This window comes from Rhizobium sp. M10 (assembly GCF_002531955.1).
Taxonomy (GTDB): domain Bacteria; phylum Pseudomonadota; class Alphaproteobacteria; order Rhizobiales; family Rhizobiaceae; genus Rhizobium; species Rhizobium etli_C.
The window spans coordinates 207840-233336 of record NZ_NWTA01000007.1 but is presented as its reverse complement, the minus strand read 5'-3'; the positions used below and the strand labels follow the sequence as shown (position 1 = coordinate 233336).

The window sequence follows — 25497 nt, the reverse complement described above, 5'->3', positions numbered from 1 at the left end:
AACATGGGTTTTCTGCGGGACTGCCATGACAGAGACATGACAGTCCGCGACATTTCACACGGAGGCCGCTCGCCTCTCCCGGCGCATCTCGTTGCGCATGATGAAGAGCGATGCGGCAAGGATGAGTCCGGCTCCCAGCCAGAGATAACCGGCCGGCGCATAACCGAAGAACAGCCAACCGGCGAGCACGTTGAGCGGCAGCTTCAGACCGTCGAACGGCTGCACATAGGCAGCGTCGGCGCTGGCATAGGCAAGGGTCAGCAGATATTGCGCCACGACCGTCAGGAGACCCGCCAGAAGGAAGAGAGCTAGCGTCGCACCCGTCGGCACGGCGAGGCCCGCCGCAAGCGCCAGCCCGCCGTTGATCGGCGTCAGCAGCACTAGCAGCCAGAGGGTGATCGTCTCCGGCTTCTCAATGCCGGTCAGGCTCTTGGTGATCAGCGACGAGGCGCCCCAGAGCAGCGCCGAGAGCACCGGCAGCAATGTTGCCCAGGTGAAGCTGTCGGACCATGGCTGCAGGATGATCATCGCGCCGGCAAAGCCGGCCGCGGTCGCCATCCAGCGGGCGGGACCGACGCGTTCGCCAAGGAACAGGCGGGCGCCGAGGATGATGAAGAAGGGCGAGGTCATGACAAGCGCAATCGCCTGCCAGATCGGCACCGAAGCAAGACCGGAAACCCAGGCCGCGCCGCCGAGCGCGGCAAAGACCACGCGCACGACATGCCGCCGGGGATAGCTGGTGCGCATAGCCGAAAGGCCTGCCTTTCGCAGGAAGGGCAAGGAGAAAAGGAAGGCGAAGGCATATTGCCAGAAGACCGCCGAGGCCGGGGGAAAGGCGAGCTTCATGGTCAGCCACTGGGTGACGACGTTGAGGAGCGAAAAGGCCGCGCCTCCAAGCACCATGAAGGTTGCGCCGGCAAGGGCGCGGGATTGCGAGACTGCAAGGGAATTCTGATTCATGTCTATTATCCAGAATAGGGACCAACATAAATCAGGACGCATGAGGCGACGACACGCTGACGCCGGCAGTCCCCTGCCCGCACGCGGCCATGCTCATTCTCTTTCATCCGGACTATACCGTCGGCTCCGGAATCGCACCGGATCTGCTGACCCTTCCCGCGCGACAGCTTGGGAAAGCGCTCGCGGGCTCGGGCCGCAGCCCTTACCGCCGGTGGGGAGTTTCACCCCGCCCTGAGAACAGGTCCGTGGTAAAACAAAGTGCCGCATGCGGCAAGCGGCCAGAACAAAAAGGGGCTCGGCAAAGCCGAACCCCTCTCAAAAACCCTGCACAGCCGGTCTCGTTTACGGCTGGCGGATAATCTTCAATCAGCCGTTGACGGCGTCCTTCAGGCCCTTGCCGGGCGTGAACTTCGGCACGTTGCGAGCCGGAATGTCGACTTCAGCGCCGGTGGACGGGTTGCGGCCCTTCGATGCTGCACGATGAGAAACGGTGAAGCTGCCGAACCCTGCGAGGCGGATGTCGCCCTTGTTCTTGAGTTCAGCCTGGACAACGTCGAAAACCGCGTCGACAGCGGAAGCCGCGTCAGACTTCGTCAGTCCTGCCTTTTCGGCCACTGCGGACACGAGTTCATTCTTGTTCATGTTTCCACCCCTTTCTAAATGGTATGAAACGACTCAAATGTAAGCTAGGCGCAGAATAGGTTTCATCAGGCCCGCCGGGAACCCAGAAGCCCTGCAAATCAAGGAAAAGCAAGCGTCTACATGACGTTTTCACAAAAAAGGCTGGCGTTTCCGCCAGCCTTTTTGCGTCTTTTGCGCCAAATGGGCATAAATGTGGCAAGCGCCACTCAATGCGCTATGGTTGCGCCCGTCTCATCAAGGCCTTCGACCGATGTGATCACAGGCGTTTCCACCGTGCCATCCCACTCGATCGGCTCGGGCCGGCGGATCAGCGCGTGCTTGATCACCTCGCCCATGCGGGAGACCGGGATGATCTCCATGTTGTTCTTCACGTTGTCAGGAATCTCCGCCAGGTCCTTGGCGTTTTCTTCCGGAATCAGCACCTTCTTGATGCCGCCGCGAAGCGCTGCGAGCAGCTTTTCCTTGAGACCGCCGATCGGCAGCACACGGCCGCGAAGGGTGATTTCACCGGTCATGGCCACATGCTTGTTCACCGGTATGCCGGTCATGATCGAGACGATGGCGGTCGCCATGGCGACACCGGCCGACGGGCCATCCTTCGGCGTTGCGCCTTCCGGCACGTGCACGTGGATGTCGTTCTTTTCGAACATCGGCGGTTCGATGCCGAAATCGACGGCGCGCGAGCGGACATAGGAGGCCGCTGCCGAAATCGATTCCTTCATGACGTCCTTCAGATTGCCGGTGACCGTCATGCGGCCCTTGCCCGGCATCATCACGCCTTCGATCGTCAGCAGCTCGCCGCCGACTTCCGTCCAGGCCAGACCGGTGACGACGCCGACCTGATCCTCGCCCTCGGCTTCGCCGTGGCGGAAGCGCGGGACGCCCAGGTAATCGGCGATGTTGGCGGCCGTCACGTGAACGGACTTCGTCTTGCCCTTGATGATCTCGGTGACCGCCTTGCGGGCGAGCTTCATCAATTCGCGTTCGAAGCTGCGGACACCGGCTTCGCGGGTGTACTGCTGGCTGATCGCCATCAGGGCATCGTCGCTGACCGAGAATTCCTCGGGCTGCAGCGCATGTTCCTTGATGGCCTTCGGCAGCAGGTGCCGCTTGGCGATCTCGCGCTTTTCATCCTCGGTGTAGCCGGCGATACGGATGATTTCCATGCGGTCCATCAGCGGCGCAGGAATGTTCAGCGTATTCGCCGTGGTGATGAACATTACGTCGGACAGATCGTATTCGACTTCCAGATAGTGGTCCATGAAGGTCGAGTTTTGCGCCGGATCGAGCACTTCGAGCAAGGCCGAGGACGGATCGCCGCGGAAGTCCATGCCCATCTTGTCGATCTCGTCGAGCAGGAAGAGCGGATTGGACTTCTTCGCCTTCTTCATCGACTGGATGACCTTGCCGGGCATCGAGCCGATATAGGTGCGGCGGTGACCGCGGATTTCGGCTTCGTCGCGAACGCCGCCGAGCGCCATGCGGACATACTCACGGCCGGTCGCCTTGGCGATCGACTGGGCGAGCGAGGTCTTGCCGACGCCGGGAGGACCGACGAGGCACAGGATCGGGCCCTTGATCTTGGTGGCGCGGGCCTGCACGGCCAGATATTCGACAATGCGTTCCTTGACCTTGTCGAGACCGAAGTGATCGGCTTCGAGGATCTTTTCGGCATTGTTGAGATCGGCCTTGATCTTCGACTTCTTGCCCCACGGGATACCGAGCAGCCAGTCCAGATAGTTGCGCACGACGGTGGCTTCGGCCGACATCGGGCTCATCTGGCGCAGCTTCTTCAGCTCCGCATCGGCCTTTTCACGGGCCTCCTTGGACAGCTTGGTCTTGGAGATGCGCTCTTCCAGTTCGCTCATCTCGTCGCGGCCTTCCTCGCCGTCGCCGAGTTCCTTCTGGATCGCCTTCATCTGCTCATTCAGGTAGTATTCGCGCTGGGTCTTCTCCATCTGGCGCTTGACGCGCGAGCGGATGCGCTTCTCGACCTGCAGCACCGAGATCTCGCCTTCCATGAAGCCGAGGGCCTTTTCCAGGCGCTGCTTGACGCTGGTCGTCTCCAGCATCTCCTGCTTCTCGGTGATCTTGATCGACAGGTGCGAGGCGACCGTATCGGCGAGCTTGGAATAGTCGTCGATCTGGCTGGCGGCGCCGACCACTTCGGGCGAAATCTTCTTGTTGAGCTTCACATAGCTTTCGAATTCGGAAACGACCGAGCGCGACAATGCTTCCAGCTCGACCGGATCGTCATGCGGCTCCTCGAGCACATGGCCGAGCGCCTCATAGAAATCTTCGCGGCTGGTATAGGTGTCGATCTCGGCGCGGGCGCGGCCTTCGACCAGAACCTTGACAGTGCCGTCGGGCAGCTTGAGCAGCTGCAGCACATTGGCGACCGTGCCGACATTGTGAATTGCCGAAGGATCCGGATCATCGTCGCTGGCGTTGATCTGCGTCACCAGCATGATCTGCTTGTCCGACCCCATGACCTCTTCGAGCGCACGGATCGACTTTTCCCGTCCGACGAACAGCGGCACGATCATATGCGGGAAAACCACGATGTCGCGCAAAGGCAGAACAGGGTAGGCAGTGCTGCTCGCTACAGACGTTTTCTTCGTCATTTTTTTGTCCTTTCCATCGTCCCGTTACCGGGCTCTCTGCACGGCCGCTTGGGACCGGCCGGCTCTCACTTGGCTCTACAAGTGGAGGTTCTGACTACGCTTTTCAAGCCACGCTAACGCCCGCGTTCCCCGGATGTGACAGCTTTGTTACAACGGAACGCCAACACTATGAAGCGCGTGGCTGGACCGGCGCTTACCATTTCCGGCCAGGCTAAATACAACGCCAGCAACAGGCTTACGAGATCATCCCATCATTGCCAAGCATCACCCCTGCGCAACATCGGCAAAGGCAATTCCGGTCCCACCGGCAAATACTAACAGCGCCTCGGATGATTTTTCAAATAGAAAGGGGCCTGCTGATGGCAAGCCCCCAAAATAATGGTGCGAAAGCGCAAGGTCACGCCGAAGCGTTGGCCTTTTCTTCCTGACGGTCGGCATAGATATAAAGCGGACGGGCCGAACCGCGCACCACTTCCTCCGAGATGACGACCTCGCGCACGCCTTCCAGCGTCGGCAGTTCGAACATCGTGTCGAGCAGGATCTTCTCCATGATCGAGCGGAGGCCGCGGGCGCCGGTCTTGCGCACGATCGCCTTGCGGGCGATTTCGCGCAGGGCGTCTTCGTGGAAGGTCAGTTCGACATCTTCCATCTCGAACAGGCGCTGGTACTGCTTGATCAGCGCGTTCTTCGGCTCGGACAGGATCTGGATCAGCGCGTCTTCATCGAGATCCTCGAGCGTCGCCAGAACCGGCAGACGGCCGATGAATTCGGGGATGAGGCCGAATTTGACCAGATCTTCCGGCTCGAGTTCGCGCAGGACTTCGCCGACGCGGCGGTCGTCCTGGGCCTTGACGGTCGCGCCGAAGCCGATCGAGGTCTTCTCGCCGCGGGCGGAGATGATCTTGTCGAGGCCGGCGAAGGCGCCGCCGCAGATGAACAGGATGTTCGTCGTGTCGACCTGCAGGAATTCCTGCTGCGGGTGCTTGCGGCCGCCCTGCGGCGGAACGGAAGCGACCGTGCCTTCCATGATCTTCAAGAGCGCCTGCTGCACGCCCTCGCCCGAGACGTCACGGGTGATCGACGGATTGTCGGACTTGCGCGAAATCTTGTCGACTTCGTCGATGTAGACGATGCCGCGCTGGGCGCGTTCGACATTGTAGTCGGCCGCCTGCAGGAGCTTCAGGATGATGTTTTCGACGTCCTCGCCGACATAGCCGGCTTCCGTCAGCGTCGTCGCATCGGCCATGGTGAAAGGAACGTCGATGATGCGGGCGAGCGTCTGGGCAAGATAGGTCTTGCCGCAGCCGGTCGGGCCGACGAGCATGATGTTCGACTTCGCCAGTTCGACTTCGCCGTTCTTGGAGGCGTGCGCCAGGCGCTTGTAATGGTTGTGAACGGCGACCGACAGGATCTTCTTCGCCTGCCGCTGGCCGATGACATATTCGTCGAGGACCTTGATGATGTCCTGGGGCGTCGGAACGCCGTCGCGGGACTTGACCATCGAGGACTTGTTTTCCTCACGGATGATGTCCATGCACAATTCGACGCATTCATCGCAGATGAAGACGGTCGGTCCGGCAATCAGTTTCCGGACTTCGTGCTGGCTCTTTCCGCAGAACGAACAATAGAGGGTGTTCTTGGAGTCGCCGCCGTTGCTGCCGCTGACCTTGCTCATATCATTTTCCTTCCAGCACGCCGCATTTCAAGGCGAAATCGCGGTCCACTCTATCAGCTCCTGGCGGCACTCCGTTTCCGGAGCCTTTGCCGAGAAGGGCTTCAGGGGCTACGAACCGGTTCCAGTCAACCATGTCCAGGTTCCGGCGGCAACGAATCCCCTTCGAATGCCAAATGCTATGTCACAAAAATTCAACATAGCATTAATAGTTACTATTAGTGTCTTCGCCGCCGGATGAAAGCCCTTGTTCGATCACAAATGAGATAGAACTGTGGCGGCAAAAACACCATCCCAATTAATTACTAGGCCTGCTCGCCTTCCATCTCGAGGCGCGACGTCAGAACCTTGTCGATCACGCCCCAGCCCTGGGCCTCGTCCGCATCCATGAAATGGTCACGATCGAGGGTCTTTTCAACTTCCTCGTAGGTGCGGCCGGTGTGCTTGACGTAGACTTCGTTGAGGCGGCGCTTCATCTTGAGGATGTCGCGGGCGTGGCGCTCGATATCCGAGGCCTGGCCCTGGAAGCCGCCCGAGGGCTGGTGCACCATGATGCGGGAGTTCGGCGTGGCGAAGCGCATGTCCTTGTGGCCGGCGGCCAGCAGCAGCGAGCCCATGGACGCGGCCTGGCCGATGCAAAGCGTCGAAACCGCCGGTTTGATGAACTGCATCGTATCGTAGATCGCCATGCCGGCGGTGACGACGCCACCGGGCGAATTGATGTAGAGGGCGATTTCCTTCTTCGGGTTTTCGGCCTCGAGGAAGAGCAGCTGGGCGCAGACGAGCGTCGCCATGTGATCCTCGACGGCGCCGGTCAGGAAGATGATGCGTTCCTTCAACAGGCGGGAATAGATGTCGTAGGAGCGTTCACCGCGGTTGGTCTGTTCCACGACCATCGGCACGAGGGCCATTGCGGTATCAACTGGGTTTCTCATGTGCGTCCTTTGTCAACGTCATGCCGGCGGCCGCCGGGAATCAAAGAAAATGCCATATCCCTACATAGAGTGTCCCGGCCCTCCTCTTCAAGACACGCATGAGGATAACGTTAAGAAGGCGGGGCACGGCGGCTTCAGCTCCTCTTTGATGCATGTCGTCATCCCGGAACCGCTGCACACTTCCGGGCGACATGCATGGAGCTTCGGCGCCGGCAGCCTCTTTCTCGTAAATGGCTGATGACCGCGAGCCCCCGGCGGCGTCTCCCCCGGCTTTTCTCCGTGACAGGATGAAGGAAAGCTTACTCCATCCGGCAGCGCTCACATACGTTTACCCAACGGAAAGCCTACCGCCAGATACCGGCCGAAAATCATGCCGCACCGCAACAGCATTAAGGAAGTGGCGAGCTTCCTCAGCAAGGATGCGGCCAACAGACAAGGTCGACGGGCAAGGGGTTTGCTGCCGTGTTCAATATCGCTACAGGTCTCGCCATCTGGTGTTCGGAGGCCATGACGCTCGCTCTGGTGCTTTTCGTCGCCTGGCGCCACAACGTCAAGAACGAAGCCTACCTCTATTGGGGCCTCGGCTTTCTTCTGACCGGCATCGGCTTTGCGATGATCGCGCTGCGTGGCCAAGTCCCCAGCCTGGTGTCCGTCGAGATCGGCAATGCCATCGCGCTGCTCGGCCAAAGCGCCTGGGTGGCGGGTTTTCTCGCGCTCGACCGCAAGAAGATCGAATGGTGGGCGCTGCTGCCGCCGGCGATCTGGCTGGCCGGGGTGTTTCTGCCCTGGGTCAACACCGATTATTCGAACCGCGTCGTGCTCTACAATCTCGCTTCGGCGACCGGCGCCACGGCCCTCGCCATGGCGGTCGCCGCCGGCGACATGCGCCGCGAGCGCACCCGCACCAAGCTGATGGGCGTGTTCGTCATTCAGGGCTGCCTGTGCTTCGGCTCGGCGCTGACGATGGCGGTAACGCTGCCCAGCGATATCGACGCGACCAATCTCGGCGGCGTCTCGGCGATGGCAAGCGCCTTCCTGCTCACGATCGCCTTTGCGCTTACCTGCCGGCTGGTCATGGAACGCTCCGAACGGCATCTGCGGGCAATGACCCTGACCGATTCACTCACGGGCGTGCTCAACCGCCGCGGCCTGCTCGGCTATTTCGAGGCCATCCAGGAAAGAGCCCACAGCGAGCAGCGGCAGGTCGCGGTGATCCTGTTCGACCTGGATCATTTCAAGCGCGTCAACGACCGCTTCGGCCATCAGGCCGGCGACGCCGTGCTCACCGCCTTCGCGCGCATGGCGCGGCAGTATATTCCAAACCACATCTTCGGCCGCATGGGCGGCGAGGAGTTCGCCGCCTTTGCCGCCGTCTCGGACCAGATGGAAGCCGAGGCGATCGCCGAAGCGATCCGCACCGAATTCTGCCGCCTTCCCGTCAGCACCGGCGAAGCGATCGTTCCGGTCACCGTCAGCATCGGCATTGCGCTCGCCGCGTCGATCGAAGCCAATATCGACAAGCTGATTTCGGCCGCCGACCGGGCGCTCTATGCCGCCAAAGCCGCCGGCCGCAACTGCACGGTCACCTTCGGCGAAGCGGAAGCGGCGGCCCCGGCGCCGGTCACGCCGAGCCCGACAGCCGGCGAACTCGTGCCGACGGTCGATGATCAGGTCGAGGCGCTGCGACGCATGGGCACGCTGTCGCGGGCCGGCTAAAGCGCGTCGCATCAAATTTGATTCATGCGACACGCTTTAGCTCTTTGTTTTTATGCATGTCGTTCTCCCGGCACCGCTTCACACTTCCGGGCGACATGCATTAGCCGCAGCGTGAAAATAGAATCAATCCCCAGGTTTAGCCAAAGATCTTAAAGTCGTCGGCGCCTCCGATCGGGCATGTCTTGTTTGCGGCCGGCTCTCCTCATCCGCATCTTTTCGAGGCCCGGCAAATCCGCTAAGCCTCGGGGCATGACGATACCGCCCTTTCTCTCGATCGACCCTGCCCTGCGCCATGTCTCGCTGGATGCCCGCGACCCGGCCTTCTATGGCAATCCGAATGCCGTCTATGCCGCGCTTCACGCCCATTGTCCGACCTTCTACTGGACCGAGCAGAAACAGTGGTTCTTCACCGGTTACGACCATGTGAACGGGCTGTTGCGCGACCGCCGCTTCGGCCGGCAGATCCTGCATATCGCCAGCCGCGAGCAGCTCGGCCTTGCCGAGCCGATGCCGCATCTTGAAAGGTTCGATCTGTCCGAACGGTATTCCCTGCTCGAACTCGAACCGCCGGAGCACACGCGGCTGCGCACCCTCGTCAACCGCGCCTTCGTCTCCCGCCATGTCGAGAAGATGAAGCCGGAGCTTGCCGAACTCGCCAATCGGCTGATCGACGGCTTCGCCGACAAGCGCGAGGTCGAATTGCTCTCGGCCTTTGCCGATATCATCCCGGTGACGATGATCGCCCGCATGATCGGCATTCCCGAGGAGATGGGGCCGCAGCTGCTCGCCTGGTCGCACGCCTATGTCCGCATGTACATGTTCGGCCGCACGCGCGCCCAGGAAGACGAGGCCGAGCGGGCGGCGAAGGAATTTTCCGACTATGTCAGGACCGTCATCGCCGAGCGCCGCGCCGAGCCGCGCGACGACCTGCTCACCCACATGATCCATACCGAGCACAAGGGCCAGTATCTCACTGAGGAAGAGCTGATCTCGACGACGATCGTGCTGCTCAACGCCGGCCATGAGGCGACCGTGCACCAGATCGGCAATTCCGTGCGCACCATCCTCGACAGCGGCGCGGATCCGGCGACGCTCTTCCGCGACGAGGCGACGACGGAACGCACGGTCGAGGAGACGCTACGCATCTGCGCGCCCGTTCACATCTTCCAGCGCTGGGCGCTCGAACCCGCTGAAATCGACGGCGTCTCGTTCAAGCGCGGCGACAAGGTCAGCCTCATCCTCGCCGCCGCCAATCTCGACCCGGCGAAATTCACCGATCCCCTCGCCTTCCGGCCCGACCGCAGCGAGGCGCCCAACCTCTCCTTCGGCGCCGGCATCCATTTCTGCATCGGCGCGCCGCTGGCGCGGCTGGAGCTCAACGTCGTGCTGCCGATCCTGTTCGAGCGGCTTGCCGACCTCCGGCTGGCGAAGACGCCCGTGGTCAAGGACGTCTACCATTTCCACGGACTGGAGCGGCTGGATTTGCAGTGGTGATCCCGAGGCTTGACCCTCGGCGCCTGGAGGATCCGTGCGGCGTACCGGCTGAATCCAACGCGCTAAACGCTTTTGCAAGACATGTTTAGGCGGCGGCCTCTTCCTGCAGCTTGCCGGTGATGTCGCGGGCCGACATGGGTTTTCCCATCAGATAGCCTTGAAGCTGATCACAGCCGGCGTCCCGCAGGATCGCCGCCTGGCGCGAATTCTCGATGCCTTCGGCGGTAACGGGGATCTGCAGGGCAGTCGCCAGAGAGATGGTCGCCCGAAGAACGTCGGCGCCCTTTGCGCCGTCGTCGAGCGCCGAGACCAGCGAGCGGTCGATCTTCATGCGATCGAAGCCGAATTGCCGCAATGCGCCGATGCTGGCGTAGCCGCAGCCGAAGTCGTCGAGCGCGAACTTGATGCCGACGCGCTTGAGCTGGTCGATCGAGCGCCGGGCCTGATCCGGATTTGTCATCAGGACGCCCTCGGTGATCTCCAATGTCAGGCGCTTCGGGTCGAAATCGAGCTGCTGCAGGACCGAGATCACTTCGGTGGCAAATTCCGGATTGCACAGCTGGACCGGCGAGACATTCACCGACAATGCCAGATCGGGCCAGGTCTTGGCATGCGCGATCGATGTTCTGAGCATGTGAGCGCCGAGCGCATCGATGAGACCGCATCTTTCGGCAAGGGGGATGAAGACCTCCGGACTGACGTTACCCGCGGCCGTTCGCCAACGCGCCAGGGCTTCAAGACCGGTCACCGTGCCGGTCGAGGCAGAGACGAGAGGCTGGAAGACAGCTTCGATGGCGCCGGAGCCGATGGCGCTCTTCAGCAGAGCCTCCAGCTCGGCGACCCGCTGGCGCTCTTGGTCCAGTTCGGGGTCGTATTCGATCGCCTGGCCTCTGCCATTTGCCTTGGCGCGATAAAGCGCCATGTCCGCTCTGCGCAGCAGCTCCAAGGGCTCGATGTCGCCGTCGCGCGCGGCAGCTCCGATGCTGGCTCCGACTTCGATTGTCCGCCCGCCGATTTTGAAGGGCTCGGCAAACAGCGCCAGAATAGCCCTTTCCATATCCTCGCATGTGGCAGGGCCTACCTGCACAAGCGCAAATTCATCGCCCCCCAGCCGGGCGGCCGCGACGACTTCAGGATGGCAGGCCGTCAGCGCGTTCGAAACCAGCCGGATCAGATCGTCCCCGACAGCATGCCCCCAGGCATCGTTGACGGCCTTGAAGCCATCAAGGTCGACCAGATAGAGCCGGGGCGGCGAAGCGGCTGTATCATCCAGCTCTTCGAGCAGGCTGAGAAGCCCCTGTCTGTTCAACAGGCCGCTCAGACTATCGTGGCCGGCTTCGTAAAGCGCGGCCTGCGCCAGTTGACGCAGGCGCCGCGCCTCTGACGCGCCGACCATCAGAACAGCGACAAGGAACAGCGCAAGAATGACGATGGCGGCCGCGATATAGGGCGCCACCTGATGAAACACGGTGCTTCCCGGTGCTTTGCTCGGCCAGACGAGATAGCCGATGACCGCGCCCTTCATGTCGGTGATCGGTGTGTTCAGGAGCTCCGGCTTGGGTGTCGCCTCGAGCCGCAGGCCCTCGAGTTCATGTTCGTTCGACAGCGTGTCCAGCACTTCCGAGGTGAATTCCTTGTAAAAGCTCAGCGTGCTGAATTCCGTCGTGTCGGCGGCGTCGTCGAAAGGTTGGATTGCCTGCGATGAGAGCAGCGCGATGCCGTTTTCGGTCTTGACGAAATTTACCAAGGGCGCGCGCGCCGGATCGGCCGCCACTTTGGCCTGCCGATAAAAGGCTTCGCCGAAGAATACACCCGGCTGGAAGGGCTTGCCTTTGGCATAGGCGGAAACGATCGAAGTCCGGTCCGGGCCGATCACGACGGCGCCGTCATAGAGCGCATAATCCTCGCTGGTCTTTCCCCAGTTCTCATAGGCCCAATCGGCGCCACCCGGAGCCGCGACCGCACGATAGGCATCGTCCCAGATGGCATTATCCGTCGTTGTCGCGCCGAGACGGGCGACAAAGGCGGCGATTGCGGCGCGAGCGGCGCGAGTGGCGCGGGCATCGTCGATCCCGTTCGCCGACCGGGTCATCGTCGCGACGACATGGGCCATGAGGCCAGTGAGAACGAGGGCTACCAGAAGGAAGCACACCGTTGTCGCAATGATGGAAGAGGTTTGAGTGCGAACGTGCCTACTCGCAAGATTCGACGACATGCAAATTCCGGAAAGATCGATTGCAAGACCATGTCTGTGGGACCGCAGGAGACATCATGTCCGCAATGCGCTGCGGATAAGGTTTAGCATGTGACGATATAGATACCTTTAACGAGATAGATCAAAAGCCCTCTATCTGGGAAAGAGACGCGGCCATTTCAGCCGAAACGGACAGCAATCGCCACAAACCGAGACAGGCCTAAAGCGCGTCGCGATCCTTCAGATTCGCTCGCCGCGCTTTAAGTCTTTGGTTTTGCGATGTCGCAGTCGGTCTGCAGCCGCTGCTCAAACCCTGATCACATAGTCCTTGCGAGTCGTTTCAACGACTTCCCAGGTTCCCTTGAAGCCGGGTCTCAAGATCATCCGGTCGCCCGCCTTCAGATGAACCGGCTCACCGCCGTCTTCCGTGACGATCGAATGGCCGGACAGAAGGCTGAAATATTCCCATTCCTCGTAAACGATCCGCCACTTGCCGGGCGTCGCTTCCCAGACGCCGGAATAGAGGCCGCCTTCGGCCTCCTCGAGATTCCAGGTCCGGAACTGCGGATCGCCTGAGATGATCCGGCCGGGTTCGGGCGCGCCGAACTCGGGGGCGACGCCATCGATGCCGAAGGTGATGAAATTGCTCACAGTCATCCTGAATCTCTTCGATTTCAGCGTTCTTCGCAGCATACGTTTGTATGAGGCATGCTTTTAATCATTGGTTTTTCCATGCGCTTTCGCCGCATACGTTCAACATCTTCGATGCATACCCTTGCTCCGCTCCAGGGCTTTCGCAGCTCGAGGGCGAGTATTACGTCAACGTCGTGGACGCATCCACGGCGATCCGGAAGCCACGTCAGGGCGCATGCAACGTTTGGCATCATTGCAATCGTAAAATGAAATCAAAAGGGCTGCCAAGCGCTACCTTGGCTGAGGATCGGCTTGCCCTCTTGAGAGGCTGTCGGAGCAACAACGCTACGCTTCAGTCATAGATCGTCATATCGAATCAAAACCTCGACGGCCTGTTCGTACTGCTTGCGCTCGAACTCAAACGGGCCAAAGCTCGCATAATTCCGGCTTGGTCGATGCGGCTGGCTGAACCCATCCCATATCACCTTGTCCTGGTGCAGGCGAACGTGGGCGATCAGGGGCCAACATCCAACCTCACCACATTCACACGACAAGAGATAAATTTCCCCCCGCTCATCGCCCGTCACGGGTGCTTCCTGACCAAGGAAATAGCTCGGCAGGGGACCGAAGCGGTAGAATGAGGGTATGAGCCCACCATAGCCACCAGCGGGATCACGGTAGCCAGCGGCTTCTTCGAAAGCAGCCACAAGCCGATCTAATCCCACGCCATCCACGCACGGAAGAACGGCCACCGTGTCTTCGTCCGTATTTTCAAACTTGAAGCTGAGAACGTTCGTCATGCGCCACGCATAGAACCAGCAAGCGCTCGTGGTCAATTTCACATCATCAGCTTTTTCGCTTGAAATTGGCGTTCCCCATTCAGTGCCAAACGGGCCGCTGATGCTATAACAAACCTGTTCATCACTGCGACGGTCGACCTACAAGGTGCCTGGGGCGATCCCGCCCCCGGCACCTTGTATGGATCAACGGTCCGCCATAGTGACGCCATAGAGTTGGGACCAATACGGCTTGTATAACAGGCGGATGGCGAAAAATGAGATTGCTGGCTCTTCTTGCTGTGGCCGTTTTGCTAACGGTTGTTCAAGCCAAAGCCCAGGTTTATGAACCGTATGATGGATACGACGAATACGGAGGCTACGACTATGATGACCCCTACAGCCCGTACCCACCTCCGCCTTATTACGACCCCGCCCCCCGCTATCAGGAACCCCTGTATGATCGCAGGGAACCCTCGACGCGAAGCGCTCGGGGAAACATCGTGATCGCCACACGTGAGCACACTCTTATTTACACGACAGCAAGCGGAGAGCAGTTCGCTTACCCCATTGCCGTCGGTCGCGAAGGCAAACAATGGTACGGATCAACCCGGGTGGTATCCAAGCGAATGCATCCCGAATGGCGGCCAACGGCGAGCATGCGGCAGAAGAACCCGAGGCTTCCGGCGGTCGTAAAGGCTGGCCCTGCCAATCCGCTTGGAACCCGCGCAATTTACCTGGCCGACGGGCTGCTGCGCATACACGGAACCAATGACCCTTCCTCAATCGGAACCAATGCTTCGAGCGGTTGCTTTCGGATATACCGCGAAGATGTCGAGGAACTTTACGAAATGGTCCAGCCGGGGACCCGAGTGATCGTCCAGCGGTAATCGGGGTGCAGTCGCAGCCCGAGAGATAGCTCGCCGGCCGAGGTTGAGCGTTTTAGAGCGAGCCATCCAGAACCAATATCCGGGATGTCCGAGGCAACGACCCATATTGTGCAGCAAGCTGCTGCACAATATGGCCAAGCGTCGACGGGGCTACGGCGTTTTGATTACACGGTGTTTCAGATCCTTGAGAGCGCCTGCTCGAGATCGGCGATGATGTCCTTGACGTCCTCGATGCCGATCGAAAGGCGCACGACGTCTGGGCCGGCCCCGGCGGCGGTCTTCTGCTCGTCGCTCAGCTGCCGGTGCGTCGTCGAGGCGGGATGGATGACGAGCGAGCGGGTATCGCCGATATTGGCAAGATGGGAGAAGAGCTCAAGGCCCTCGACCAGCGTCTTGCCCGCCTCGTAACCGCCCTTGACGCCGAAGGTGAAGACGGAGCCGGCACCCTTCGGTGAGTAGCGCTGCTGCAGGGCGTGGTTCGGATCGTCTTCGAGGCCGGCATAATTCACCCAGGCGATCTTGCTGTGCGCCTTCAGCCACCTCGCCACCGCGATCGCATTGTCGCTGTGGCGCTGCATCCTCAGCGGCAGCGTTTCGATTCCGGTCAGGATTAGAAAGGCATTGAAGGGCGAGATCGCCGGCCCGAGGTCGCGCAGGCCGAGAACGCGGGCGGCGATCGCAAAGGCGAAATTGCCGAAGGTCGCGTGCAGGACAATGCCGTTATATTCCGGCCGCGGGCTCGACAGCATCGGGTAGTTTCCGGATTTCGACCAGTCGAAGGTGCCGCCGTCGACGATGAGGCCACCCATGGAATTGCCGTGGCCGCCGAGAAACTTGGTCAGCGAATGCACGACGATATCGGCGCCGTATTCGATCGGACGGATGAGATAGGGGGTTGCCATCGTATTGTCGACGATGAGCGGCAGGCCATGGCGATGCGCAACGTCGGCGATCGCGGCGATATCGACGAAGGTGCCGCCGGGATTGGCGAGGCTCTCGATGAAGATGCCGCGCGTCTTTTCGTCGATCTGGCTTTCGAAGCTTGCCGGATCGGCGCAATCGGCCCAGCGCACCTGCCAGCCGAAATTCTCGAAGGCATGGCCGAACTGGTTGATCGAGCCCCCGTAGAGCTTGCGAGCCGCGATGAAATTCTCGCCGGGGCGCATGATGGTGTGGAAGACGATCATCTGTGCGGCATGGCCGGAGGCGACGGCAAGGGCCGCCGTGCCGCCCTCGAGCGCTGCGACGCGCTCCTCCAGCACGGCCTGCGTCGGGTTCATGATGCGGGTGTAGATATTGCCGAAAGCCTGCAGGCCGAAGAGCGCGGCGGCATGATCGGAATCGTTGAAGACGTAGGCGGTCGTCTGGTAGATCGGCGTCACCCGCGCGCCGGTCGCTGGGTCGGGCTGCGCACCGGCATGGATCGCCAACGTGTTGAATCCCGGATCATTCTTGGCCATGTCGTCCTCCCGCTGTTGCTGACGGCCGGGATCATAGCCTCTCCCGGACGAAAGTTAATCGCGATCCGTTTCAACCCGCGGGCGTTCGGTGGAAAATCCGTCTCTGCAGAGCGCAGCTCAAGCAATGAGATCTGGTAATGAGATCGGGCAATGAGATCAGGCAATGAGCCGGGGGTACTCGATCGCCGGGCAGCGGTTCATCACCATCTTGACGCCGGCGGCCTCCGCCTTTGCCGCAGCCGCATCGTTGCGGACGCCGAGCTGCGCCCAGATGATCTTCGGCAAAGGTTTCAGCGCTAAGGCCTCCTCGACGACGCCGTCCAGATATTCGGCAGCGCGAAAGACGTCAACCATGTCGATCGGCACCGGAATGTCGGCGAGCCGGGCAAAGACGGTGCGGCCGTGGATCTGTTTACCCGCCTGCCCCGGGTTGACCGGAATGACATCATAGCCGCGCGACAGCAGATAGCCCATGACGCCGTTGCTCGGCCGCGCCGGATTGGGCGAAGCGCCGGTCAGGGCGATGGTCTTCACCGAATGCAGGATGCCGGCGAGGAAATCATCCGTGTAGCTGTCGTGATTCATGTCCGCTTCTCCACTTGCGAAAGTCTTTCGCCACGGCGCGCGTAATTTTGCGTTTGCGTGAAACCAGTTGCGCGCCTTTCCCGTATATATGAATCGGACACTCTCTGAGGATGATTCGATGAAAAAAATCGCTCTTGCCCTCATGCTCGTGCTCGCCGCATCGCCGGCGCTGGCAATCTCGCGCTACAATCCGCTCACCATGAGCTGCGACAGCGTGCGCACCGCCATCCACAATCAGGGCGCTGTCATTTTCCGCTATCAGTCACCCCGCGGTCTGCCCCTCTATGATCGCTACGTCCGCAACAGCAATTATTGCGACGCGACCGACTATGCGGAGTGGACGCACATTCCCTCGAAAGACAACCCCCGGTGTCCCGTTCTGAACTACCAGAACATAGACAACCTTGACGGGATGCTGTTCGTTCCGCATTATCAGCTCTGAGGTTTTTGCTGCCGTGACTGCCGCAACGCCCTACGCCCTTCGCGTTTGGGAATGTCCACCGCCTCAATCCCGCGATGCGATTTTCCTGAGAATATGCAATCACCAGCTTTATTTTTCGCGTATGTCAAAGTTATAGAATAATATCTGTATTTCAGCAACATAGAAAGATCCGCGCCGGAATTCCTCCCAGCGATTTCTTCTTTTGTTCCTTTTAAAATCACCCTATGTTCTGGTGTCCATTAGCAGCATCTCATAGTTGAGAAGATCGTCTGGATTGAACGCATATCGAGCGCACGTAAAAATTGCCGGCTGAGCCCGCCATTGTTGGGATATTGGAAGGGTGATATTGCAGACAGGAAGACATCCGCGAGCGCGGCAACGCATTTTCGTGCAAATCGCGGTTGTCTTACCAGAAGTTTGCCCCGTCGGGGCGAAGCGCTTGTCTTTCCCCGTAGTCCAGGATTTATCCTTGCCCCTCGACGTCATCCTGCTCGTTCTGTTCGGTGCACTGCTGCATGCGACATGGAACGCGATCGTCAAAGCGGGGAGCGATAAATCCCTTGATGCGGCGCTGATTTCGGCCGGCGGCGCGGTATCGGCCTTGCCGTTTCTGGCATTTCTGCCATTGCCGCAAAGTGCTGCCTGGCCGTTTATCGGCGCGTCGGCCATCCTGCAGTTCGCCTATTTCCAGCTGGTTGCCGCCGCCTACCGGGCCGGCGATATCGGCCTGGTCTATCCGCTGATGCGTGGTTGCGCGCCGTTGCTGATCGCCGCGACAAGCGGTGTCGTCCTTAGGGAAGACCTTTCCGGCGCCGCGCTCGCCGGCATCATGACGATCTCAGCCGGCGTCCTGACGCTCGCTCTGGAGGCACGTCGCGGCAGCGGCAGCGCCGTCGTCCTCTCCATTGCCAATGCCTTCGTTATCGCCAGCTACACTTATGTCGACGGCATCGGCGCCCGCCTTTCAGGCAACGCGGTTTCCTATACGTTGTGGATGTCGCTGCTGCCGCCCATATTGCTGTTTGCCTGGGCGGCCTCCCGGCGCGGCAGCCTGACAGTGGTGCGCCACGTTCGCCGCAACTGGTGGCGCGGCCTTATCGGCGGCGCGGGTTCGATTGCATCTTACGGACTGGCGCTCTGGGCGATGACGAAGGCCCCGGTCGCGACCGTCGCCGCGTTGCGGGAAACCGCGATCGTCTTCGCACTGGTGATCTCGGTCGCCGTGTTCAAGGAAAAAGCCGGAATCTGGCGCTACGTCGCCGGCGTCGTCATCGCGGCCGGCGTGCTGGTTCTGAAGCTGGGATGATCATTCGCCCTTCCATTCCGGCTTGCGCTTGCCGAGAAAGGCGCCGATGCCCTCCTGCGCATCCTGCGTCAGCATGGTCTCCACCATGACCTTAGCGGCATAGTCATAGGCTGCCTCCACCGGCAGTTCGAGCTGTCGATAAAATGCCTGCTTGCCGATTTTCAGGATCAATGGCGATTTGCCGGCGATCACGGCCGCATATTTGGAAACGACCTGCGCCAGATACTGCTTCGGCACGATGCGGTTGACGAGGCCGAAATCCTTGGCGGTCGAAGCGTCGATCGTCTCGCCGGTCAGCAGCATTTCCATCGCCTGTTTGCGATGGGCGGCACGGGTAACCGCCACCATCGGCGTCGAACAGAACAGGCCGATATTGACGCCCGGCGTGCAGAACGTCGACGTGTCCGTGCAGATCGCCAGATCACAGGAGGCAACGAGCTGACAGCCGGCAGCCGTTGCAAGCCCGTCGACTTCGGCGATAACAGGTTTTGGCAGATGCGCGATCTTCAGCATCAGATCGGCGCAGAGCCGGAAGCTTTTCTCGAAGAACGCAGCGCCCCGGTCTTCGTCGACGCGATGGGCCGTGAGTTCCTTGAGGTCATGGCCGGCGGAAAAGACGGAGCCGGTCGAGGCGATGACGACGACGCGCACATCCAAATCCGCCTCCGCCTTTTCGAGCTCGGCCATCAGCGCCTCGAGAAGCGCAATCGAAAGCGCATTGGCCGGCGGGTCATTGAGCACGAGCCGCAGCACGCCGTCGCGCAGCGAGCGGAGCAACAATCCGTCCACCCTGTCCGCGTCCTTTCGGAGGGATACGATTTCGGCCATGATGCTGCTCCCTGCGCTCAATTTCCACACACCTGTTCTGCCACAAGGCGCCGGCAATTTCGAGCAGGATCCGCCCTCCCCGCTGCGGCGTGGTCAAAACCAGAACCACGATTTCGATGTCTCGGCCGTCGCCTGCGCACGGGTCAGACCGATATCGCGAAGCTCATCATCGGTGAGGTCCGAAAGCTTACGGCGGCTGCGTCGCTTTTCGAGCCGACACTCGATGGCCGCCAGCAGCAGCCGGCCCCGGCGCGCCGTCTCGCGAAGTTTCAACCGAAGGGCGTTGCGCGGTGTCGCTAATAGCTCGCCGAATTCCAGGGTCATCTTTTGTCCTTTCTCAACGGAGAAAAGATGCGCTGGAAGACACTCCGAAAGAAGCTTATGAATATTATGATATGCATAAGGAATTCTTTGGATGCCACTCAATCTCGATCAGCTCGCGTCCTTCGTCAACGTCGCCGATCTTGGAAGCTTTACGGCCGCTGCCGACAAGGAAGGCGTGACGCAACCGGCCGTCAGCCTGCAGATCAAAGGCCTTGAACAGCGGCTCGGCGTCAGGCTGATCGAGCGCGTCGGGCGGCGGGCGCAACCGACGGCGGCGGGCCTCGACCTGCTTTCGCACGCGAGGCGTCTGCTGCAGGAAGCAGCCGCGGCGGAAGAAGCAATGATGCCCCATAGGGACGGCGCCAGCGGCCGGGTGCGCATCGGCAGCGGCGGCACGGCCTCGATCCATCTGCTGCCACGCGCCATCGCCGCCGCGAGGAAATCCATGCCCGGCCTCGAAATCACCGTCCATATCGGCAATGCCGACGATATTCTGCGCGATCTGGAGGCCAACAGCCTAGACATCGCCGTCGTGGCCTTGCCGGCATCGGGACGAAACTTCGAGATCGAACCGTTTTACGAGGAGGAATTGCTGGCTGTCGCGCCCGCAGGCAGCCTGCTGCCCGAAGGCGGACCGGACGCCGCCTTCATGCGCGACAGGACGCTGCTGCTTTACGAGGGCGGCAATACCAGACGGGCAATCGACGCGTGGCTCGCCGTCCCCGATGGCAGGACCCGTCCTGCGATGGAATTCGGCAGCGTCGAGGCGATCAAGGAGCTGGTGTCCGTCGGGCTCGGCTGGTCGATCCTGCCGGGGCTGGCGCTCAAGCGCGACCGTGGCGGCCTGGTGACGACGTCGTCGCTGAAGCCGAAGCTCATGCGCCGGCTCGGCATGGTTCTGCGCCGGGACAAACATCTGACACGCGGCCTTCGCGAAATGATGAAATGTCTGCGCGAGTGCAAGGATTGACATCGCTTGCGCCCCACAAGTCCGGACGCGACGGGGGAAAAACCTTCAATATGGCAGCTTCCCGCTCCACCTAATTTGAGGCAACATAATACCACATTGCTAAACGACTGTTTTTGCTTATGTTTCTTTTGAGATTGCTGGACGTGTCGATATTGACCCGATGACACATTCCCTTTATACACCGCGCCAGAACGCAGCCTTCCCGGCTGCTTTCTTTTTGGCATGTCTCGCGCCTGCCAATCCAAGCAACAAGAAACGCCCTTCCAGCCTTCGGGCAAGGGTCCCAAAAGAGAGTATTCACTATGGCTACCTTCTCCCAGAAGCCTGCAGAGGTGGAGAAGAAGTGGGTGATCATCGACGCCGAAGGGCTGGTCGTTGGCCGTCTCGCTTCCATCATCGCTATGCGCCTGCGCGGCAAGCACAAGGCAACCTTCACGCCCCACGTTGACGACGGCGACAACGTCATCGTCATCAATGCCGACAAGGTCGTTTTCACCGGCAAGAAGTATTCCGACAAGGTCTACTACTGGCACACCGGTTACGCCGGCGGCATCAAGGAACGCACCGCGCGCCAGATCATCGAAGGCCGCTTCCCGGAGCGCGTCCTCGAAAAGGCCGTCGAACGCATGGTTCCGCGCGGCCCGCTCGGCCGTCGCCAGATGAAGAACCTGCGCGTCTACGCCGGCGCCAACCATCCCCATGAAGCCCAGCAGCCGGTCGCCCTCGACGTTGCCGCGCTCAACAAAAAGAACGTAAGGAGCGCCTGATATGGCTGACCTCTCCTCCCTGAAGGAACTCGGCACGGCTTCCGAAGCTGCTGCTCCGGCGCACGTCCGCAAGGTCGATTCGCTCGGCCGCTCCTACGCGACCGGCAAGCGCAAGAACGCCGTCGCCCGCGTCTGGGTCAAGCCGGGCTCCGGCAAGATCATCGTCAACGGCAAGGAATTCGCGGAATATTTCGCCCGCCCGGTGCTGCAGATGATCCTGCGCCAGCCGATCGTCGCGGCTGCCCGTGACGGCCAGTTCGACATCGTCGCAACCGTTGCCGGCGGCGGCCTCTCCGGCCAGGCCGGTGCCGTTCGCCACGGCCTGTCCAAGGCGCTCACCTACTTCGAACCGGGCCTGCGCTCGGTGCTGAAGAAGGGCGGCTTCCTGACCCGCGACAGCCGCGTCGTCGAACGCAAGAAGTACGGCAAGGCAAAGGCCCGCCGCTCCTTCCAGTTCTCGAAGCGCTAATCGTTTCGAACAAATGGATTTTACGAAGGCCGGGGAAACCCGGCCTTTTTGCTGTGGTCGCTGCGGCGCTGCGGCGCTGCGCGCTCTTCAGGACCTGAAAGCATGCCGCGCAAAACCATGCAGCGCTTCCGAAATATCCGACGCGCTTCAGTCCTTGGTTTTATGAAGGTCGTTATCCCCGAACCGCTGCACGCTCCGGCGACATGCATCTTTGTTTGATGCATGTCGTTTATCCCGGAACCGCTGCACACCTCCCGGCGACATGCATTAATCGGAAGAGAGCGCTGCCATACCGTTCGGATCCGCCATATGGTCTTGCCCGAGAGTGACCATGATTTCGTCGGCGACGGCTTCCGCGCCTGCCGGGGTGAAATGCACCTTGTCGGAAATGAAGGTCTTGCCTTCCCGCGCCAGATCGCATCGGCCCGTCTCCATCCCGCAGAAAATCCTGGCCGGATCGACGCGCAGGACCTGCGTGTCCTTGGGATCGTCGAGATAGGCATAGGAAGGCGCCGATTGCTGGAGAAATTCATCCTGGGCGATCGTGATCGTCGGCGCCGGCGTGCCTTTGTGCATCAGCTTCGCAACCTTGGCGGCGATCTCCGTGTCGCCGCGCGGATGTGGATAGATGATGACGACGCGGATGCCGGCCGATGTCAGCTCGGCGACGGTTTTGTCGAAGGCATCCCTCAACCGCTGCCCTACGTCTGATGTCGCGACTTCCTCGCCCCTGAACCTGTAGCGTGACTGCTCGAAAAAGATCTTCCAGGAGGCAGCGAGAACGACCGTTTTCACCTTGCTCTTGACGAGATAGTCGATTGCCGCAGCGTTGAAGGCACCGCAATCGCGCGCCTGGTGGGGGACCATCGAGACGTCGGCGACCGGCGCGCAGAAGCTGTGCGTGATCTGCTGCAGGCCGATATTCATGCCGTCCAGACGCTTGGCCAGCGCCGGCGTCAGCGACGACGCCAGGGAATCTCCGAGGATGGCGTATGTCTGTTCGTGGCTGCCGTTGAATACGCAGCCCTTGATCGGCATCGTGTCCCAGCCCGACGAACCCTCGAGAAGGCAGGTCTTGCTCCAACCATTGTTCGCCATGAATTCCTTGATCGGCGCCGGCAGACGCCATGGAATGCCGCGCGTATCGTGGCCGTAAATGCCGAAGGCGATAAAGGCGGCCAGAACCACGGATACCGATGCGACCAGGCTGCGGGTCGACGGCAGCAATCGGCGCTCGCGCCTGCGGAACGGCTGCTCGACGAAACGCCACGAGACATAGGCAAGCACAAGCGAAAGGCAGGTAAGAACGCCCATCACGGTCAATGGGGGCGGATCGATGCTGCGGATCCGCGCAAAGGCAAAAAGCGGTTGGTGCCAGAGATAGGCGCTGTAGCTGATCTGCCCGACCATGATGAAGACGCGGGTTGAAAGCAGTGCCGCCACCCAGGTTCCCTGTCGCGCATAGAGCAGCACGAGCATCGCGCCGACCACGGGCACCAGGGCGAGCGTCGAGGGAATTGGCGAGGTTTCGTCGAAATAGAAAATGGAGAAGGCGATCATGCCGAAACCGAGGAACGACAGCGGATCGCTGCCGCGCTTTTGCCCCGTCAACGGTATGAAGCTGCAGATCGATCCGGCCAGAAATTCCCAGGCCCGCGACGGCAGGAAATAGAAATTGGCGGAAGGATAGACCCGTGACGCCCACTCGCTATAGGCAAGGCTGGCAAGGGCGAGCGCAACCAGGGTGGCAAAGAGCCAGTTCCGCTTGCGCTTCCACATGAACATGGCGAGCAGCGGAAAGAACATGTAATACTGTTCTTCGACGGCCAGGCTCCAGATGTGGAGCAGCGGCACCTCTGCGGCCTCCGGCGCAAAATAGCCGCTCTTGAACCAGAACAGGAAATTGGCGCCGGAGAGGCTGGTGGCAATCAGGCTGTCGGAGAAGGCGCGAAATTCCTCCGGCATGACCCAGAGCCAGGCAAAGGGCAGACAGCACAGGACGACGAGAAACAGGGCCGGCAGGATCCGGCGGGCGCGGCGCTCGTAGAATGCCGCCAGCGAGAAGGTGCCGTCGCGCATCTCTTCAAGGATGATCGAGGTGATCAGAAATCCGCTGATCACGAAGAAAACATCGACGCCGATGAAGCCGCCGCTAAAGAAACTAAAACCCGCATGAAACAGAATAACGGGCATCACCGCGGCCGCCCGCAGGCCGTCAATCTCTCGTCGATAAATCACTGAAAATATACCTGAAATATGATGTTCGTACCCAATTATGAGGGCCGAATCTGCAACCCGGCCTTGCATAGGCGATCATCAATTTTCCTGCAAGTATGACTTTTATAAAAAAATCGACTAAACCACTGCTTTTATGGATATCGTCGGCGCAGGAGGAAGAGCGTTCTGTTGCCGAGCCCCGGCTACGCTGCTAGACAAGGGGCAAAGGGCTTCGAAATGAGCGGAGCCGCAGTCAGGGGCGCATGATGGGAACAATCAAGTCCGCAGACAAATAGGCCGCAACAACTCTGCCCTGTTGTTGCGGCGTCTGTCCGGCCAAATTCGATACTGATGAAAAGACAGATCGCCGCCGAATGAAATCATTTGAGCGGGTTCTTTCCCATGTCTTATCCCAAAATCCAGCGCTGGACCTATTCCGTGCCGGCAGCCTTGCTGCTCATGGCGCCTTTCGACATCCTGGCCTCCCTCGCCATAGATATCTATCTGCCGATCGTGCCGGTCATGCCGGAAGCGCTCGGCACTTCGCCTGCGGTCATTCAATTGACCCTCAGCCTCTACATGCTTGTACTCGGCGCCGGGCAGATCGTCTTCGGCCCGATTTCCGATCTTGTCGGACGGCGGCCCGTCGTCATCGCAGGGACGGCACTCTTTGCCGCTTCGTCGTTGCTGCTTGCCGCCTCCTCCTCGGCACCGCTGTTCGTGGCCTTGAGGTTGCTGCAGGCCATTGGCGCGTCCGCGGCTATGGTCGCGACTTTCGCAACCGTGCGTGACGTTTACGCCGGGCGTCCCGAAAGCAGCACGATCTATAGCCTTCTCGGCTCCATCCTTTCCTTTGTGCCTGCATTGGGCCCGATCGCTGGCGCCGTGATCGCCGATCGCTTCGGTTGGCGCGCTATTTTCCTGACTATCGGCCTGCTATCGGTCGCAGCCCTTCTTAACGCCGGCATGCGGTGGCATGAGACCCGCCCAGCCGCTACCGCGAAGATCGCTCTGCGCCCCATCCTCACCAGCTTTCCTTTCTGGGTTTATACAGCCGGCTTCAGCGCGGCGATGGGCACCTTCTTCGTCTTTTTCTCGACGGCACCCCGTATCCTGATCGATAAAGCCGGCTTCTCCAGCACCGGCTTCAGTCTGGTCTTTGCCACGGTGGCGCTGGTGATGATCGTGACGGCGCGGTTCGCCAAACGCTTCGTCATGCGCTGCGGCATTGCAGGCAGCCTTTCCGGAGGCATGGCAATGCTGCTTCTCGGCGCCATGCTGCTTGCCTTTGGCGAGTTGTTTCTGCAGCCTTCGCTTCTGAGCTTCGTCGCGCCCATGTGGATCATCGCGATCGGCATCGTCCTTGCCACCGCGGTCACCGCCAACGGTGCGCTTGACGCCTTTGGCGACATGGCGGGAACGGCGGTCGCGTTCTACTCCTGCGTCCAGAGCGTCATCGTCAGCATTGCTGGAACCTTGTTCGTGTTTCTGCTCGGGGGCGACAGCGCCTGGCCGCTCGTGGGCTATATCTGTGTGACCGCGCTGACGACGCTTTCTGGATTGTGGTTCCTGCCAGAACCGTCCTGATAGGCA

At 60.7% G+C, this 25497-nt stretch carries 22 protein-coding genes and 1 riboswitch; of the genes, 9 read left to right on the top strand and 13 right to left on the bottom strand.

Annotation, left to right across the window (positions count from 1 at the left end):
* Positions 1-54: 54 nt before the first annotated feature.
* The 5 genes from CO671_RS14355 to clpP form a co-directional block, all read right to left on the bottom strand.
* A complete protein-coding gene (locus CO671_RS14355) occupies positions 55-960 on the bottom strand; it encodes a DMT family transporter (protein WP_097606471.1) in 906 nt (301 codons plus the stop codon).
* Positions 961-1051: 91 nt separating this feature from the next.
* A riboswitch (FMN riboswitch) is annotated at positions 1052-1203 on the bottom strand.
* A gap of 123 nt (positions 1204-1326) precedes the next feature.
* Positions 1327-1602 (bottom strand): DNA-binding protein HupB, encoded by a 276-nt coding sequence (hupB, locus tag CO671_RS14350; protein ID WP_003547346.1) that lies wholly within the window; start codon positions 1600-1602, stop codon positions 1327-1329.
* A gap of 206 nt (positions 1603-1808) precedes the next feature.
* On the bottom strand, positions 1809-4226 hold the full coding sequence (lon, locus tag CO671_RS14345) for an endopeptidase La (protein WP_097606470.1): 2418 nt from the start codon (positions 4224-4226) through the stop codon (positions 1809-1811).
* A 397-nt stretch (positions 4227-4623) separates the two neighbouring features.
* Complete coding sequence (clpX, locus tag CO671_RS14340; RefSeq protein ID WP_004680013.1) at positions 4624-5901, bottom strand: ATP-dependent Clp protease ATP-binding subunit ClpX; 1278 nt, start codon at positions 5899-5901, stop codon at positions 4624-4626.
* 302 nt (positions 5902-6203) lie between these two features.
* On the bottom strand, positions 6204-6833 hold the full coding sequence (gene clpP, locus CO671_RS14335; protein WP_003573944.1) for an ATP-dependent Clp endopeptidase proteolytic subunit ClpP: 630 nt from the start codon (positions 6831-6833) through the stop codon (positions 6204-6206).
* A 462-nt stretch (positions 6834-7295) separates the two neighbouring features.
* Here clpP and CO671_RS14330 point away from each other — a divergent pair, with 462 nt between their 5' ends.
* Together CO671_RS14330 and CO671_RS14325 are read left to right on the top strand one after the other, a co-directional pair.
* On the top strand, positions 7296-8549 hold the full coding sequence (locus CO671_RS14330) for a GGDEF domain-containing protein (RefSeq protein ID WP_097606469.1): 1254 nt from the start codon (positions 7296-7298) through the stop codon (positions 8547-8549).
* Positions 8550-8798: 249 nt separating this feature from the next.
* Entirely contained in the window at positions 8799-10043 is a 1245-nt protein-coding gene (locus CO671_RS14325) for a cytochrome P450 (RefSeq protein WP_097606468.1), read from the top strand.
* A gap of 85 nt (positions 10044-10128) precedes the next feature.
* On the opposite strand, the gene CO671_RS14320 is transcribed toward CO671_RS14325, so the two are convergent.
* The 3 genes from CO671_RS14320 to CO671_RS14310 all read right to left on the bottom strand — a co-directional run bounded on the left by CO671_RS14320 (position 10129) and on the right by CO671_RS14310 (position 13670).
* Positions 10129-12258, bottom strand: coding sequence for a bifunctional diguanylate cyclase/phosphodiesterase (locus CO671_RS14320; protein WP_097606467.1), 2130 nt, complete (start codon positions 12256-12258; stop codon positions 10129-10131).
* A 285-nt stretch (positions 12259-12543) separates the two neighbouring features.
* Positions 12544-12894: a cupin domain-containing protein gene (locus CO671_RS14315; protein WP_097606527.1), complete on the bottom strand. Its 351-nt coding sequence runs from the start codon at positions 12892-12894 to the stop codon at positions 12544-12546.
* A 332-nt stretch (positions 12895-13226) separates the two neighbouring features.
* On the bottom strand, positions 13227-13670 hold the full coding sequence (locus CO671_RS14310; protein WP_097606526.1) for a hypothetical protein: 444 nt from the start codon (positions 13668-13670) through the stop codon (positions 13227-13229).
* Positions 13671-13924: 254 nt separating this feature from the next.
* Between CO671_RS14310 and CO671_RS14305 the strand changes: the two genes are divergently transcribed.
* Positions 13925-14536: a L,D-transpeptidase gene (locus tag CO671_RS14305; protein WP_097606466.1), complete on the top strand. Its 612-nt coding sequence runs from the start codon at positions 13925-13927 to the stop codon at positions 14534-14536.
* A 176-nt stretch (positions 14537-14712) separates the two neighbouring features.
* Here the strand turns inward: CO671_RS14305 and CO671_RS14300 are convergent, their stop codons facing one another.
* A complete protein-coding gene (locus tag CO671_RS14300) occupies positions 14713-15996 on the bottom strand; it encodes an O-acetylhomoserine aminocarboxypropyltransferase (protein WP_097606465.1) in 1284 nt (427 codons plus the stop codon).
* A gap of 156 nt (positions 15997-16152) precedes the next feature.
* Positions 16153-16581 carry a CoA-binding protein gene (locus tag CO671_RS14295; protein WP_097606464.1) on the bottom strand — a complete coding sequence of 143 codons (429 nt, stop codon included), beginning with the start codon at positions 16579-16581 and terminating at the stop codon, positions 16153-16155.
* A gap of 118 nt (positions 16582-16699) precedes the next feature.
* Between CO671_RS14295 and CO671_RS14290 the strand changes: the two genes are divergently transcribed.
* Together CO671_RS14290 and CO671_RS14285 are read left to right on the top strand one after the other, a co-directional pair.
* Positions 16700-17023: a hypothetical protein gene (locus tag CO671_RS14290; RefSeq protein WP_097606463.1), complete on the top strand. Its 324-nt coding sequence runs from the start codon at positions 16700-16702 to the stop codon at positions 17021-17023.
* Between the two features lie 469 nt (positions 17024-17492).
* On the top strand, positions 17493-18329 hold the full coding sequence (locus CO671_RS14285; RefSeq protein WP_097606462.1) for an EamA family transporter: 837 nt from the start codon (positions 17493-17495) through the stop codon (positions 18327-18329).
* On the opposite strand, the gene CO671_RS14280 is transcribed toward CO671_RS14285, so the two are convergent.
* A complete protein-coding gene (locus CO671_RS14280) occupies positions 18330-19157 on the bottom strand; it encodes an enoyl-CoA hydratase (protein ID WP_097606461.1) in 828 nt (275 codons plus the stop codon).
* A 93-nt stretch (positions 19158-19250) separates the two neighbouring features.
* On the bottom strand, positions 19251-19481 hold the full coding sequence (locus tag CO671_RS14275) for a DUF1127 domain-containing protein (RefSeq protein WP_097606460.1): 231 nt from the start codon (positions 19479-19481) through the stop codon (positions 19251-19253).
* 91 nt (positions 19482-19572) lie between these two features.
* On the opposite strand from CO671_RS14275, the gene CO671_RS14270 reads away from it, so the two are divergent.
* From CO671_RS14270 to rpsI, 3 genes are all read left to right on the top strand, one after another.
* Positions 19573-20451 (top strand): LysR family transcriptional regulator, encoded by an 879-nt coding sequence (locus tag CO671_RS14270; protein WP_010035499.1) that lies wholly within the window; start codon positions 19573-19575, stop codon positions 20449-20451.
* A gap of 302 nt (positions 20452-20753) precedes the next feature.
* Positions 20754-21218, top strand: a complete 465-nt coding sequence (gene rplM, locus CO671_RS14265; protein WP_008521951.1) for a 50S ribosomal protein L13 — start codon at positions 20754-20756, stop codon at positions 21216-21218.
* 1 nt (position 21219) lies between these two features.
* Positions 21220-21687: a 30S ribosomal protein S9 gene (gene rpsI, locus CO671_RS14260; RefSeq protein WP_010035502.1), complete on the top strand. Its 468-nt coding sequence runs from the start codon at positions 21220-21222 to the stop codon at positions 21685-21687.
* A 267-nt stretch (positions 21688-21954) separates the two neighbouring features.
* Here the strand turns inward: rpsI and CO671_RS14255 are convergent, their stop codons facing one another.
* The gene (locus CO671_RS14255) at positions 21955-23925 is read right to left on the bottom strand and encodes an acyltransferase family protein (protein ID WP_097606525.1); all 1971 of its coding nucleotides are present in this window, start codon (positions 23923-23925) and stop codon (positions 21955-21957) included.
* A gap of 381 nt (positions 23926-24306) precedes the next feature.
* On the opposite strand from CO671_RS14255, the gene cml reads away from it, so the two are divergent.
* Positions 24307-25491: a CmlA/FloR family chloramphenicol efflux MFS transporter gene (gene cml / locus CO671_RS14250; RefSeq protein ID WP_097606459.1), complete on the top strand. Its 1185-nt coding sequence runs from the start codon at positions 24307-24309 to the stop codon at positions 25489-25491.
* Positions 25492-25497: the final 6 nt, after the last annotated feature.